Source organism: Sphaerisporangium sp. NPDC051017 (genome assembly GCF_040683095.1).
GTDB lineage: Bacteria > Actinomycetota > Actinomycetes > Streptosporangiales > Streptosporangiaceae > Sphaerisporangium.
In genome coordinates this window covers 38,409-51,678 of record NZ_JBFBCI010000024.1, presented here as the reverse complement: position 1 = coordinate 51,678, position 13,270 = coordinate 38,409, and the positions used below count along the sequence as shown (strand labels likewise).

Here is a 13,270-nt window from a genome sequence, read left to right as displayed (position 1 = left end):
TCAGGCGCCCGCCGGGTCGATCACCAGGCCGCGCTCCAGCTCCCGGATCACCTTGTAGTCCCGCTCGACCTGCTCGGCGTCGGGGTGGGACAGGATGGCGAAGCCGAAGTCCAGGCTGTCCACCAGGCTCTTGGTCTCCTCGACGTGGTCGCCCTCGGCCAGGTTCATCACCGAGAAGTGGTGGCTCGGCAGGTCCTTGACCGCCTCCAGCGCGGACACGTCGCGCACGGTCCCGGAGGCCCGCGCGATGTGGAACACGCACATCTGGTGGCGCTCCAGCCGGTACCCGGGCGGGACCTCGCCGCCCACCAGGGCGCGCACCGTGCGGTCGATCTGGCTGTCGCCGGTCGCGACCCGGTTGAACCGCGGCTGCCCGCCGCCGTGCGCCCGCGCGCCGAGTTCGATCAGCACCGGGCCGTCGGCGGTGTTCATGATCTCGATGTGCGCGGAGCCGAACCGCATCCCGACCGCGTCCAGCACCCCGCGCGCGTACTCGGCGAGCGCGGGGACGGCCGGGTCGTCCCCGGGCACCCACCGCATGGCGTCGTAGACGGCCATGTGCGGCCCGTTGTCCACCTTCTGGTAGCGGCACACGTCCACCAGGCCGTGCCGTCCGCCGTCGGTGAAGGTGTCGACGACGTACTCGGTGCCGTTGAGGAACTTCTGCACCAGCAGCCGGTCGTCCACGTTGCCGAACTGGTTGACCCGGCCGATGCCCCGGGCGAACACCTCGGCCCAGCCCTCGCCGCCGGCGACCTTGACCACGCCGTCGGTGCTGGCGCTCATCGGCGGCTTGACGACCAGGTCCTGCCCCTCCAGGCCCTCCCGGGCGAGCCACTCGCGGACCTCGGCGGGGTCGTCGGTGCAGATCTGCGGGATCACCGCGAGCCCCGCCTCCGCCACCGCCTCGGCCATCCTCCACTTGTCCCGGCGGGCGGAGGCGAGCCCGGGCACGTTGGCCCGGCCGGGGGTGACCAGCGGCGCCAGGCGCTCGGCGAGCTCCACGCCGGACTCGCCGCCCGCGATCACGCACCGCGGGCTCAGCGCCCGCAGCTCGCCCGCCAGCGCGTCCAGGTCCCCGCCGAAGACGATCTTGCGTTCGTAGTCCTGGGGCCGGTACGACGCGGCGTACGCGTCCGGGGGGCGCTCGGCGGTGAGCACGGCGACCACCTCGACGCCGTGCTCGGCGAACGCGGCGGCGAACAGCGCGCCCGAGGAGTACGGGTCGACGACGACCACGGGGCCGGTCGTGTCGTGCGCGCCGGTCATCGGGACTCCCCCTCGTCCATCGCCAGGGCGTAGGCGGCCACGCAGAACCGGCGCACCATGTCCGCCGCGGGCTCGCTCATCCCGCGCGCCCGCACCGGGCCGTGCACCATGCCGGCCTCCATCACGTACTTGGCCGGGGTGCCCTCCGCGCGCAGCAACTCGACGTACTTCTCGGCGTCGACGCGCAGCGAGTCCAGCTCGCACCCGACGACGTACGCCGGGGGCAGCTCGTGGAACTTGCCCTCCAGCAGCGGCGAGACGTACGGGTCGGCGGCCTGCTCGGGCTCGGGGCAGTAACAGGCGGTGTAGAACTCCATCTCGCCGCCGGACAGCAGCGGCGCGTCCTCGCCGCCGTGCCGCCACCGGGTGAAGTCCAGCACCGGGCTGATCAGCGCCTGGCCGCGCAGCAGCGGGGTGCCGCGGTCGCGCGCCATCATCGACAGGATCACGGCCATGTTGGCGCCGGAGCTCTCGCCCGCGACCACGGCCTTGGCCGGGTCGATGGACAGCCCGAACCGGGACGGGTCGGCGAGCACCGCGCTCACCCCGGCGTAGCAGTCCTCGACCGGGCCGGGAAAGGGGTTCTCGGGGGCCATGCCGAAGTCCAGCGCGATCGTCACCAGGCCGGTCCGGTGGGCGATCTCGGCGACGAGGCTGTGGTGGCTGGTCAGCGAGCCGATGACGAAGCCGCCGCCGCGGACGTAGAAGATGACGCCGTCGCCCTTCGTGCTCGCCGGCTCGTAGACGCGCAGCCGCACCTCGCGGCCGTCGTGCTCGGCGGTGGCGTCCCGCCAGGTGACGCCGTCCGGCACCGGGATGGGCAGGGCCTCGGCGAGCGAGTCGTAGAGGGCGCGCTGCCGCTCCACGGGGTAGGTGTAGAAGTCCGGGGGCAGGGTGGCGTTCACCTTGTCGACGAACGCCTCGATGCCGGACGCGTAGGCCATGGGACGTCTCCTCGGGAGTCGTGGTGTTTCTCGGTTTGTCGCGGTCACGGATGCGGGGGCCCGCCCGGAGGGTCCGGTGCGCCGGGGCACCGGACCCTCCGGCGGCGGGGTCAGGCCGCCTTGCCGCCGCAGAACGCGGGCGACATCGGCCGGTGGGTGGTCGTCACCTCGGAGTCCGCGGGCACGGGGAGCACGGCGGTGACCGTGTTCCCGCGGCGCACGGCCGGGATGCCCTTCTTGCGCAGCCGGGTCATCGAGGTCGCGCGCTCGTGCCAGGGGCACACGGCCCGTGCGCCCGTCGCGTCCAGCTCGGCCAGGTTGAGCGGGCCGCCCCGGTGGGGGCACAGCGCCGGCATCACGAAGGATCCCTTGGCCGTGCGCGCGTAGACGTAGGGCACGCCCGCGACCTCGACGCAGTTGTGCGCGCCTTCGACGTTGAAGTTCACGACAAGCATGCGCGGTAGTCCCCCACCGAGTGGATCTCGTACACGCACTCCTCGGAGTCGATGATCGCTCCGTGCAGGCGGTTCCTCCAGATCACGGTGCCCTCGCCGGCCTCCAGGATCTGGTGGGAGTCGTAGCCGCTGACGAACTTCATCGTGCCGGACACGATGTGGCACAGCTCGTCGCCGTCGTGCTGGTGGGTGTTGGACAGCTCACCGCGCGGCTCGACGATGTGCGCCACGGGCGCCTCGACCTCGCCGCTCTCGATCTTGGCCCAGACCGGCGCGTGCAGCACCTTGTTCCGCGGGCCCGCGTCCATCCAGCGCACCTGCTCGGCGAAGTCGTCGTCGGCGATCTGGGCGATGGCCTGGAACTCCTCGAACCCGCGCACGATCTCGGGGATGACCGACTCGCCGCACTGGTCGACGATCGGCATGATCAGCTTCTCCAGGGCCATCCGGCCGTGGTGGACGTCGATGTGGACGTGCTCGGTGAAGTACTTGACGTCCGCCTCGTCGCCGAAGACGTCGGTGAGCAGGTCCGCGGCGCGGCGGCAGAAGTCGACCAGCGTGGTCTCGGTGTAGTACAGGGCGCCGAGGTACCGGAAGAACAGCTCGTGGTTCTTGCCGAGGTAGTGGAAGTAGTTGCTCATCATGAGGCTGCTGGTCAGGTAGTACTGCCAGTAGCGGTGCAGGTCCGCGCTGAGCCCGACCGAGGCCAGCGTGTTCTCGAACAGCGTGCTGTGCTTGGTGCCGTGGACGCCGTAGCCGTACTCGTCGATCACGATCTTGAACCACTCCGACTGCACGGGCCCGTAGTAGCCCATGACGTTGCGGATCATCGGCGAGGCCTCGGACAGGAAGTCCGGCGCGAACTGGATGAGCCAGTTGCGGGCGGCGCGCTTGGGGTCGCTGGACTCGCGGATGGCCTTCTCGCCGGCCGAGGGCGTGGTGGGCAGGTCCTGGATGCGGCCGAGGTAGGCGGCCAGGCTCTCCTTGGTCCACTCGCCGGTGACCTCGATGTCGTCGAGGAAGCCGAAGACGTGCTTCTCCAGGTACGGGCGGATCATCTCGCCGCGCGCCCGGTTGGTGGAGCTGTAGAAGTTCTTGAAGCCGGCCCACGCGGACTCGCTCATGCCCTTCTTGGGCAGGAACATCAGGTCGGCCTCGTAGATCGTCGCGAGCAGGCGGTTGGCGGCCAGCGCCGAGTAGTCGAGGATCTCACTGGCGGGCAGCGGTTTGCTGAAGTCCAGGTACTTGATGATCTGCGGCCGGAGCTGCCGGTGGTAGGGGTTGTCCTCGTTCTCCCAGTCCTCGTTGTCGAGGTAGATGGGGTTGCTGGCGAAGTCCAGGGCGAGCTCGCGAAGCCGCGCCGGGTCCAGCTCGAACGGCGTGTGGTGGGGGGTGAAGCTCATTTCTGTCCCTTCACGGAGGTCGAGACGCTGATCTTGGAGGCGGAGAGCCGGCAGTCCTGCCAGGCCAGGCGAAGGTGGGCGCGGTCACCCTTGGTGAGCGCGACGGGCTCGGCGAACGGTACGAACGCCTGCATCCAGTGCGAGGCGAGGTTGTCCGGGGAGTTGCGGAGCCGGACGCCGCCGCCGAGCGAGAGGTCGAACCAGACAGCCAGGCCGTGCGCCTCGCCGGTCTCGGTGACGGGGATGTCGACCTCGGTGGACCCGTCGGCCATCGAGCCGGACGCGAAGTCGAACGCGTACAGCTCCACCTCGGGCGAGAGCAGCCTGTGCGGCCAGGTGGGCAGGCGGACGGGGAAGTGGCCGGGGGTGGAGAGGCCGTTGAGCAGGCTGACGTCGAAACCGGCGGCGTGGTCCACACGGTTGAGGCGGTCGACCGCGACGCTGTCCAGCAGCGCGCCGTGGATGCGCGCGGACTCGGGCAGCAGCAGGCCGCCGGGGGCCAGCAGGTGCTCGCGGGCGTGCTCGACGGTCGGCAGGACGCCCTCGCCGATCAGTCCGCAGTCGACGATCTCCGAGACGATGAGGTCGGCACGCCTCGGCATGTCCACGCCCACCACCAGGTCGGTGGAGCGCTTGGCCACGACGTTGATCCTGTCCGACAGGCCGTGCCGCGCGACGATCTGGCGGGTGATCTCGGCGAGCATCGGGTTCTGCTCGCAGGTGGTGACCCACGCGGCCCCGGCGCGCGCCACCATCATCGACAGCAGGCCCGTGCCGGCGCCGATGTCCAGCACGTGGGCGCCCGGGGGGAGCACGCGCTCGATCGCCACCTCGAAGGCGTCGTTGCGCTCCAGGTCGTTCAGCATGGCGAAGTGCCAGCGCGGCACGGTCCGGATCGCGGCGGCGAGGGCCGCCTCCTCGGAGGCGATGATCCCGCGTCCGGGCGAGAGCATCGCGCGGGCCGCGTCCATGGATTCCTGCGCCGCATCCAGAGTGGCCTGCACCGAGGCCATCAATAATGAGGCGTTGACGTCGACTTGCGTTGTACTCGGCATCTTTGTGTCTCCCGTTCACGGGCGCGGCGGAATTCGCCGCCGTCCATGGCGTAAGGTGAAACCGGTGATGGGTCGGAAAGGTCGGCGCGGCCAGGCGGTCCGCGTGCGCGGCCTTTCCTCGGCGCCGGCCGGGAGCCGTTCTCTTACGCCCCCGGAATGCTCTGCTCTCGTCCGCCTCATTCGATGGGCGTGGGCGGCGAGCGGCCGGATTCGTCCGGCCGTCGATCGACGCGGGCAGGCGGGCCCTGGACTCCGCGGCCGCACACTCCTTACTTCGACTCGGGTGATCTGGGGGAACGCGGGGCTGGTCCGCGCCGGTCAACCGGCCCCGGCCCGGGTCAGGCGGGCGGGGACGGCGTTTCCGCAGGCGTCGACGAGGCTTTCACGAGCCCCCGGGGGGCTCGGCCGTTCCGCCGGCACCCGGTATTCCGCCGGGCGTCGCAGGCGTTCTGACGGGCAATTCGAATGCCTCTCGGCGATCCTCTTTGCCGGGCCTCGGATCCTTGCGTCTCGATGTGGCTTGAAACCTTGGGGGCCCTTCCGGTATTCCCGGCCGATTTCGCGGCCACATCGGCGGTTCTCGGTGCCGTTCCCCGTTTGTCGGGCGGGGCGGCGATATCCCAGAACCAGGCGGCGGCCGATCCTATTCCACGCCCTCGGGCGGCTCGTTTCGGCGCCGTTTCCCGCCCATTCACGCAGGTAGAGGGCCTGCTTCCGCGGACGGGGACCGAATCACCGCGATCGGGCGGGACTTTAGGGCCATCGCTCCGTCCCGCGCGCGGTGATTCAGTCGCCGTAATCGCCGCGGAAGGCCCGTGACCTGCCCGGACGTCCAGCCTGGGCGCGAGGAGGTGGATAGCGACGCGAGACCGTAATCCATTTATGTCACCTGTCGGCGCGATATAGGCGGCATAGCGGGCATTTCCCCCTGTCGCGCGCGAGACCACCGCCCGACACCCCTCAGCGCCACCCCCGGACCGACCCCCGTGACGGAACGTGCACTTGTCACAACACGCGGGCCACCCTGTGAGACCCTTGCCATCCCATAGAAACGGGTGTAAACACAGGACAACCAACACACAAACGGCGGTGAAGCAACATCATGTATGCCGAGGAGCGGCAGCAGGAGATCCTCCGCAGGGCGAGGATGGCGGGCAGGGTCGACGTGGTGACCCTCGCCGAGGAGTTCGACGTCACCACCGAGACGATCCGCCGCGACCTCACCGCACTGGAGCGCGCAGGCGTGCTGCGGCGGGTGCACGGCGGCGCGATCCCGGTGGAGCGGCTCGGGTTCGAACCCGCCCTCGCCACCCGCGACGAGGTACTGACCGCCGAGAAGGAGCGCATCGCCAAGGCCGCGCTCGCCGAACTGCCCGAGGACGGCTCGGTGATCATCGACGCGGGCTCCACCACCGGCCGCCTGGTCCCGATCCTCCCGGCCGACCGCGAGCTCACCGTCGTCGTGAACTCCCCCCCGCTCGCGACGGTGCTGGCCTCGCGGCCGAACCTGCACGTCATCATGCTCGGCGGCCGGGTGCGCGGCCGTACGCTCGCCACCGTCGACGACTGGGCCCTGCAACCCCTGGCCCACCTGCACGTGGACGTGGCGTTCATGGCGGCGAACGGCTGCTCGGCCGCCAAGGGACTGACGACCCCCGACCCGGCCGAGGCGGCGATCAAGCGCGCGATGGTGAAGTCGTCCGAGCGGGTCGTGCTGCTGGCCGACCACACCAAATTCGGCAACACCTACCTGGCCGGGTTCGCGTCCCTGCCCGAGATCGACCTGATCATCACCGACACCGGCCTCGACCCGATGACGGCCGCCGAGCTGTCCGCCGCCGGCCCCGAGGTGGTGCGCGCGTGATCCTCACCCTGACCCTCAACCCGAGCCTGGACCGCACGATCGAGATCGGCGCGCTGGCCAGAGGCGCCGTCATCCGGGCCGCCGCGGCGAGGCTCGACCCGGGCGGCAAGGGCGTCAACGTCTCGCGCGCGCTGCTGGCCAACGCGGTGACCTCGTGCGCGGTCGTCCCCTACGGCGGGGACGAGGGCAGGCAGCTCGTCCGCCTGCTCGCCCTGGAGGGCCTGGACATGGTGACCGTGGCCGTGGAGGGCCCGACACGGTCGAACGTCACCCTGGCCGAGCCCGATGGCACGATCACGAAGATCAACGAGCCGGGCGCCACGCTGTCGGCCGCCGAACTGGAGACGATCGCGGACGCGGTGCTCGGCGCGGCCGACTCGGCCGACTGGGTGGTCGCCTCGGGCAGCCTGCCCCCCGAGGTCCCCGCCGACGTGTACGCCCGGCTGTGCCGCAGGTTCGCGGCGGCGGGCATCAACGTCGCCGTCGACACCAGCGGCCCCGCGCTTGTCGAGTCCCTGAGCGCGGCCCCGGCCCTGATCAAGCCCAACCTGGAGGAGCTCGCCGAGGCCACGGGCATGGCCATCTCCTGTGTGGGCGACGCCATCGAGGCGGCCGGGAAGCTCCGCGCCGCCGGGGCGCGCACGGTGCTGGCGAGTCTCGGCGCCGACGGCGCGCTGCTGGTCGAGGACGACGGCGTCCGGTACGGCGAGGCGGAGGTCGCCGAGCCGCGCAGCGCGGTCGGCGCCGGGGACGCCCTGCTCGCGGGCTTTCTGGCCGCCGGTGCGCGCGGTGAACAAGCGCTTGTGGAGGGGCTGTCCTGGGCCGCCGCCGCGGTCGCGCTCCCCGGCAGCCGGATGCCCGGCCCCTCCGACATCGTCCGCGACGGCATCCGCCTCGGCCCGCCCGACCCCGCCCGCCGCCTCACCCCACACGCCTGACGCGCAGGCCCCCCATCCTTTCCTTTAGGAAGGAGCACGACCCATGGCCGACACCTATACCCCCCCGGTCTACGGCACCGGGGTCAAGGCCACCATCCAGCGACTGGGCGGCCATCTGGCCGGCATGATCATGCCGAACATCGGCGCGTTCATCGCCTGGGGCCTGATCACCGCGCTGTTCATCCCGACGGGCTGGCTGCCCAACAAGGCGCTGGCAGAGCTGGTGGGCCCGATCATCACCCACCTTCTGCCGATCCTGATCGGCTACACCGGCGGCCGGATGGTCCACGGCCAGCGCGGCGCGGTCGTCGGCGCGGTCGCGACGATGGGCGTGGTCGTCGGGGCGGACGTCCCGATGTTCCTCGGCGCGATGATCGTCGGCCCGCTCGCCGCGTTCATCCTCAAGCACGTCGACCGCTTCACCGAGGACCGCACCAGGTCCGGCTTCGAGATGCTGGTCGACAACTTCACCGCGGGCATCGTGGGCGCGGCGATGGCCATCGTGGGCGTGTGGGGCATCGGGCCGGTCGTCGAGGCGTTCACCAACGCGGCGGGCGACGGCGTGGAATGGCTGATCAACCACAGCCTGCTCCCCCTGGCCTCGCTGGTGATCGAGCCGGCCAAGGTGCTGTTCCTGAACAACGCCATCAACCACGGCGTCCTCGGCCCGCTCGGCGTGGCGGAGGCGGTCAAGCAGGGCAAGTCCATCCTGTTCATGCTGGAGTCCAACCCCGGGCCCGGCCTCGGCCTGCTGCTCGCCTACTTCTTCTTCGGGCCGCGCGCGCTGCGCCCGACCACCCCCGCCGCGATCATCATCCACTTCTTCGGCGGCATCCACGAGATCTACTTCCCGTACGTCCTGATGAAGCCGCGGCTGATCCTCGCCGTCATGGCGGGCGGCGCGGCGGGCGTGTTCACCTTCATGATCACCGGAGCGGGGCTGGTCGCCACGCCGTCGCCGGGCAGCATCTTCGCCTACCTCGCGGTCACCCCCAAGGGCGGCTGGTTCGGCGTCCTCGCCGGCATCATCATCGCCTCCGCCGCCTCCTTCGCGGTCGCCTCGGCCCTGCTCGGCTTCGGCCACGGCGAGAAGGAGCCCGAGGAGGTCGCGGAGGCGTCCACCGAGACCGCCCCCGAGTCCGGGGCGCGACCCGCCGTCGAGACCCAGACCCGCGCCGCCGGCGCCCCCACCGTTTCCAAGGAGGCATAGATGGCCGCCATCGACAGCAAGGACATCCACAAGCTCATCGTGGCCTGCGACGCGGGAATGGGGAGCAGCGTCATGCTCGCCACCCAGCTTCGCAAGCAGCTCAAGAGCACCGGGATCACGGTCGAGCACACGCCCGTGAACGAGATCCCCAAGGACACCGACCTGGTGGTCTGCCACATCGGGCTGGCCGCGCGGGCGAAGGCCGTGGCGCCGGGCGTCCCGCTGGTCACCTTCCAGATCTTCATCGGCGACCCCGCCGTGACCAAGCTCGTGGCCGCGATCAAGAACGGCGGCACGGTCGATGCCTGACGCCGCGCCGCTCCCGCTGGAGCCGCGCGCCGTGGTGCTCGGCGCCCGCGCCGGCGACCGCGACGACGCGATCCGCCGGTGTGGGGAGCTGCTGCTGGCCGTGGGCGCGATCACCGAGCCGTACATCGAGTCCATGCTCGAACGCGAGCGCTCGATCTCCACCTACGTCGGGGAGGGCGTCGCCATCCCGCACGGCACCGCGAAGGGCAAGCAGGACGTGCTGCGCGACGCCGTGTGCGTGGTGCGCTTCCCCGAGGGCGTCGACTGGGACGGCGAGCGGGTCGGCCTGTGCGTCGGCATCGCCGCCAAAGGGAACGGCCACGTGGCGCTGCTCGCCGCGCTGGCCGAGATCCTGCTCGACCCCGACCGCGCCAGAACCCTCCGCGAAGCGACGGAGGTAGAAACCGTGATGAAGGAGCTTTTGTGAAGGTCGCCCGTTTCCACGCCCCCGGCGACATCCGCGTCGAGGACGCCCCCGAGCCCGAGGCCGGGCCCGGCGAGCTGAAGATCCGGGTGCGGAACTGCTCTACCTGCGGCACCGACGCCAAGATCTACAAGTTCGGCCACCACCACATCCGGCCGCCCCGGGTGATGGGCCACGAGATCTCCGGCGAGGTCGTGGGAACGGGCGAGCGCGTCCAGGTGATCGCCGCGATCCCCTGCGGGGCCTGCGAGGAGTGCCGCAGGGGCCGCATGACGGTGTGCCCCAACCAGGAGTCGATGGGCTACCACTACGACGGCGGCTTCGCCGAGTACATGATCGTCCCGGCCAAGGTGATCGCCGTGGACGGCGTCAACCGGATCCCCGACGGCGTGGGCTTCGCCGAGGCGTCGGTGGCCGAGCCGCTCGCGTGCGTACTCAACGGCCAGGAACTGGCCCGGGTCGGCGCGGGCGACGACGTCGTCGTCATGGGCGCGGGGCCGATCGGCTGCCTGCACGTCCGCCTGGCGCGGGCGCGCGGCGCGTCCCGGGTGTTCCTGGTCGACGTGAACCCCGAGCGGCTGGAGATGGCCGCCGGGCTCGTCCACCCCGACGAGGTGATCAGCGGCGACGCCGTCGACCAGGTCGTCAAGCTCACCGGCGGGCGCGGAGCCGACGTCGTCATCACGGCGGCCGCCTCGGGCGCCGCCCAGCAGCAGGCCGTCGAGATGGCGGCCCGGCAGGGGCGGATCAGCTTCTTCGGCGGCCTGCCCAAGGACGCCCCGATCATCCAGCTCGACTCCAACCTCGTGCACTACCGCGAGCTGACCATCGTCGGCGCCAACGGCTCCAGCCCCGCGCACAACGCCAACGCTCTCAGCCTGATCGCCGACGGGGCCGTGCCCGTCGCCGATCTGATCACCCACCGGCTCCCGCTGCCGGGCGTCCTCGACGCCATCGGCCTCGTCAGCCGCGGCGAGGCGATCAAGGTCACCATCGAACCCTGAGCAGGAAGGACGAACCATGCCCGAGAGGACAGTGGCCGTCGCCTCGTCGAGCGGGCTGCACGCCAGGCCCGCCAAGATCTTCGTCCAGGCCGCCGCCCGCCAGGGGGTGCCGGTGCGGATCCGGGTCGGCGAGGGCAAGCCGGTCCCCGCCTCCAGCATGCTCGGCGTGCTCAGCCTCGGCGCCGTGCACGGCACCCAGGTCACCCTGGACGCCGACGGGCCGGGCGCGGAGGCGGCCCTCGAGACGCTGGTGGCGCTCCTGGCCCGCGACCTGGACGCCGTCGATGGGTGAGGCGCTGCGCGGCCTGGGCGTCAGCCCCGGCCGCACCGCCGGCCCGGTGATCCGGATCGCCGGGCCGCCCGCGCTGCCCGACCCGCGCCCGGTCACCGACGCGGTCGCCGAGGCCGCGGTGGCCGCCCGCGCACTGGACGCGGTCGCCGAGGACCTCGAACGGCGCGCCGCCGCTGCGGGCGACCCCGAGGCGGCCGACATCCTCGAAGCCCAGGCGATGATGGCCCGCGACCCGATGCTCGCGGACGGCTGCGCGGAGAACTGCGACGCCGGGATGGACGCCCCGCACGCGCTCGACGCCGCCTTCGCCGTACACCGGCGGGCGCTGGTGGACGCGGGCGGGTACTTCGCCGAGCGGGCCGCCGACCTCGACGACCTGCGCAACCGCGCCGTGGCCGCGGCACTCGGCCTGCCCACGCCGGGCGTGCCCGCGCCCGGTCACCCGTTCGTGCTGGTCGCCGAGGACCTCTCCCCCGCCGACACGGCCGGGCTGGACGACACCGTCCTGGCCCTGGTCACCGAGAAGGGCGGGCCGACGGGCCACACCGCGATCCTCGCCCGCGGCCGCGGGCTGCCCGCCGTCGTCGGCTGCGCGGGCGCGCTGACGCTGGACGACGGAACGCTCGTCAGCGTCGACGGCGCCACCGGCGAGGTCGGCACCGGCCTGACCTCCTCCGACGCCGAGCGGGTACGCACGGCCGGCGCGCGCGAGCGGGCCGAACGCGGGCGTGGCGAGGGGCCGGGCCGGACCGCCGACGGCCATCCGGTCAAGCTGCTGCTCAACATCGGGTCCGCGCGCGACCTCGCCGACGGCGCCGAGGGGGTCGGCCTGTTCCGCACCGAGTTCCTGTTCCTCGGCCGCAGGACGGAGCCGTCGCTGGAGGAGCAGGTCGCCGCCTACAGTGCGGTCTTCTCCCGCACGCCGCTGGTGGTCGTCAGGACGCTGGACGCGGGCACCGACAAGCCGCTGCCCTTCCTCGGCCTGCCGCAGGAGCCCAACCCCGCGCTCGGCGTACGGGGGCTGCGGGTCGCGCGGCTGCTGCCCGGCGTGCTGGACACCCAGCTGGAGGCGATCGCCCGGGCCGCCGACGCGACCGGCGCCGAGCCGTGGGTGATGGCGCCCATGGTGACCACGGCGGGCGAGGCGGCCGAGTTCGCGTCCCGCGCCCGGGCCCGCGGCATCGCGCGCGTCGGCGTCATGGTCGAGGTGCCCGCCGCCGCGCTGCACGCCGACCGGCTGCTGCGCGAGGCCGACTTCCTCAGCATCGGCACCAACGACCTGAGCCAGTACACCCTGGCCGCCGACCGGCAGCACCCGGGCCTGGCCGACCTGCTGGACCCCTGGCAGCCCGCGCTGCTGGAGCTCATCGGACGCTGCGCCGAGGCCGGACGCGCGGCGGGCAAGCCGGTGGGCGTCTGCGGGGAGGCGGCCGGCGATCCGCGGCTCGCACCGGTCCTCGCGGGCCTCGGCGTGACGAGCCTGTCGATGGCGGCGGTGTGCGTGCCGGACGTCCGCGCCGCCCTCGCCGCCCGGACGCTGGCCGAGTGCCGCGAACTGGCCGCCGAGGCGCTCGCGGCCGATCCACGGCCACCGTCGTCCTGACGGGCTTGCGCCCGCCTGAGGCTCGACCGTGCCTGACGACCGGCCTCCGGCTCCGCCCGACGGCCTCGGTTCCGCCTGAGGGGCCTTGACTCCGCCTCCCCCGCAGCTAGGCTCTCGCTTAGGAAACTTTCCTAAAAGAAACCCCGCCGAGCGTCCGGCCCGGCGGGAGGCGGAGGAGTCACCGTGAAACCCAGGAACCGCGCGGCCGCCCTGGCCGCCACCGCCACCCTCACCACGGCCCTGCTGATCGGCACGGCGCCCGCGGCGCTCGCCGTCCCCACCAACTGCTCCACCAGCTCCACGCCGGCGACGGTGTCCAGCTACTGCGCCACCGGCACCGGCGAACACCAGGTCGCCGTGACCGTCCTGCACGTCAACCCGATGGTCGGCTACGTCTACAGCGTCGGCCCATGGGTGCCGGCCGGCCAAACCTCCACCGCCCAGCTCCCGCCGGGCCAGATCGTCAACCTACGCGTCAACACCCGCTGACCCGGCGGTCC

Annotated in this window: 14 protein-coding genes; 9 read left to right on the top strand and 5 right to left on the bottom strand. The window is 72.1% G+C overall.

Annotated elements, in window-relative coordinates; all coding sequences use genetic code 11:
- From AB0M95_RS20345 to AB0M95_RS20325, 5 genes are all read right to left on the bottom strand, one after another.
- A complete protein-coding gene (locus tag AB0M95_RS20345) occupies positions 1–1,269 on the bottom strand; it encodes an ATP-grasp domain-containing protein (protein ID WP_363766667.1) in 1,269 nt (422 codons plus the stop codon).
- Positions 1,266–2,213 carry an alpha/beta hydrolase gene (locus tag AB0M95_RS20340; protein ID WP_358514342.1) on the bottom strand — a complete coding sequence of 316 codons (948 nt, stop codon included), beginning with the start codon at positions 2,211–2,213 and terminating at the stop codon, positions 1,266–1,268. Before AB0M95_RS20340 ends, AB0M95_RS20345 begins: the two co-directional genes overlap by 4 nt.
- A 110-nt stretch (positions 2,214–2,323) precedes the next feature.
- Positions 2,324–2,668 (bottom strand): Rieske 2Fe-2S domain-containing protein, encoded by a 345-nt coding sequence (locus AB0M95_RS20335; RefSeq protein ID WP_363766664.1) that lies wholly within the window; start codon positions 2,666–2,668, stop codon positions 2,324–2,326.
- Positions 2,656–4,071 carry an iron-containing redox enzyme family protein gene (locus AB0M95_RS20330; protein ID WP_363766661.1) on the bottom strand — a complete coding sequence of 472 codons (1,416 nt, stop codon included), beginning with the start codon at positions 4,069–4,071 and terminating at the stop codon, positions 2,656–2,658. The genes AB0M95_RS20335 and AB0M95_RS20330 overlap by 13 nt, the downstream gene beginning before the upstream one ends.
- Complete coding sequence (locus tag AB0M95_RS20325) at positions 4,068–5,126, bottom strand: 50S ribosomal protein L11 methyltransferase (RefSeq protein WP_363766658.1); 1,059 nt, start codon at positions 5,124–5,126, stop codon at positions 4,068–4,070. Before AB0M95_RS20325 ends, AB0M95_RS20330 begins: the two co-directional genes overlap by 4 nt.
- Before the next feature lie 1,102 nt (positions 5,127–6,228).
- Here AB0M95_RS20325 and AB0M95_RS20320 point away from each other — a divergent pair.
- The 9 genes from AB0M95_RS20320 to AB0M95_RS20280 all read left to right on the top strand — a co-directional run bounded on the left by AB0M95_RS20320 (position 6,229) and on the right by AB0M95_RS20280 (position 13,259).
- Entirely contained in the window at positions 6,229–6,990 is a 762-nt protein-coding gene (locus AB0M95_RS20320) for a DeoR/GlpR family DNA-binding transcription regulator (protein ID WP_363766655.1), read from the top strand.
- Positions 6,987–7,928: a 1-phosphofructokinase gene (pfkB, locus tag AB0M95_RS20315; protein ID WP_358514332.1), complete on the top strand. Its 942-nt coding sequence runs from the start codon at positions 6,987–6,989 to the stop codon at positions 7,926–7,928. The genes AB0M95_RS20320 and pfkB overlap by 4 nt, the downstream gene beginning before the upstream one ends.
- Before the next feature lie 43 nt (positions 7,929–7,971).
- On the top strand, positions 7,972–9,138 hold the full coding sequence (locus tag AB0M95_RS20310) for a PTS mannitol transporter subunit IICB (RefSeq protein ID WP_363766652.1): 1,167 nt from the start codon (positions 7,972–7,974) through the stop codon (positions 9,136–9,138).
- Positions 9,139–9,447 (top strand): PTS lactose transporter subunit IIB, encoded by a 309-nt coding sequence (locus AB0M95_RS20305; RefSeq protein ID WP_358514328.1) that lies wholly within the window; start codon positions 9,139–9,141, stop codon positions 9,445–9,447.
- Positions 9,440–9,874, top strand: a complete 435-nt coding sequence (locus AB0M95_RS20300) for a PTS sugar transporter subunit IIA (protein ID WP_363766649.1) — start codon at positions 9,440–9,442, stop codon at positions 9,872–9,874. The genes AB0M95_RS20305 and AB0M95_RS20300 overlap by 8 nt, the downstream gene beginning before the upstream one ends.
- Positions 9,871–10,875 (top strand): zinc-dependent dehydrogenase, encoded by a 1,005-nt coding sequence (locus AB0M95_RS20295; protein WP_363766645.1) that lies wholly within the window; start codon positions 9,871–9,873, stop codon positions 10,873–10,875. The genes AB0M95_RS20300 and AB0M95_RS20295 overlap by 4 nt, the downstream gene beginning before the upstream one ends.
- A gap of 16 nt (positions 10,876–10,891) precedes the next feature.
- Positions 10,892–11,167: an HPr family phosphocarrier protein gene (locus AB0M95_RS20290; protein ID WP_358514322.1), complete on the top strand. Its 276-nt coding sequence runs from the start codon at positions 10,892–10,894 to the stop codon at positions 11,165–11,167.
- A complete protein-coding gene (gene ptsP, locus AB0M95_RS20285) occupies positions 11,160–12,770 on the top strand; it encodes a phosphoenolpyruvate--protein phosphotransferase (RefSeq protein ID WP_363766642.1) in 1,611 nt (536 codons plus the stop codon). Before AB0M95_RS20290 ends, ptsP begins: the two co-directional genes overlap by 8 nt.
- 183 nt (positions 12,771–12,953) lie before the next feature.
- Entirely contained in the window at positions 12,954–13,259 is a 306-nt protein-coding gene (locus AB0M95_RS20280; protein ID WP_363766639.1) for a hypothetical protein, read from the top strand.
- Positions 13,260–13,270 lie beyond the last annotated feature (11 nt).

Coding starts and splice junctions, on each gene's coding strand:
- AB0M95_RS20345 (WP_363766667.1), bottom strand. CDS start 1,269: ATGACCGGCGCGCACGACACGACCGGCCCCGTGGTCGTCGTCGACCCG.
- AB0M95_RS20340 (WP_358514342.1), bottom strand. CDS start 2,213: ATGGCCTACGCGTCCGGCATCGAGGCGTTCGTCGACAAGGTGAACGCC.
- AB0M95_RS20335 (WP_363766664.1), bottom strand. CDS start 2,668: ATGCTTGTCGTGAACTTCAACGTCGAAGGCGCGCACAACTGCGTCGAG.
- AB0M95_RS20330 (WP_363766661.1), bottom strand. CDS start 4,071: ATGAGCTTCACCCCCCACCACACGCCGTTCGAGCTGGACCCGGCGCGG.
- AB0M95_RS20325 (WP_363766658.1), bottom strand. CDS start 5,126: ATGCCGAGTACAACGCAAGTCGACGTCAACGCCTCATTATTGATGGCC.
- AB0M95_RS20320 (WP_363766655.1), top strand. CDS start 6,229: ATGTATGCCGAGGAGCGGCAGCAGGAGATCCTCCGCAGGGCGAGGATG.
- AB0M95_RS20310 (WP_363766652.1), top strand. CDS start 7,972: ATGGCCGACACCTATACCCCCCCGGTCTACGGCACCGGGGTCAAGGCC.
- AB0M95_RS20305 (WP_358514328.1), top strand. CDS start 9,139: ATGGCCGCCATCGACAGCAAGGACATCCACAAGCTCATCGTGGCCTGC.
- AB0M95_RS20300 (WP_363766649.1), top strand. CDS start 9,440: ATGCCTGACGCCGCGCCGCTCCCGCTGGAGCCGCGCGCCGTGGTGCTC.
- AB0M95_RS20290 (WP_358514322.1), top strand. CDS start 10,892: ATGCCCGAGAGGACAGTGGCCGTCGCCTCGTCGAGCGGGCTGCACGCC.
- ptsP (WP_363766642.1), top strand. CDS start 11,160: ATGGGTGAGGCGCTGCGCGGCCTGGGCGTCAGCCCCGGCCGCACCGCC.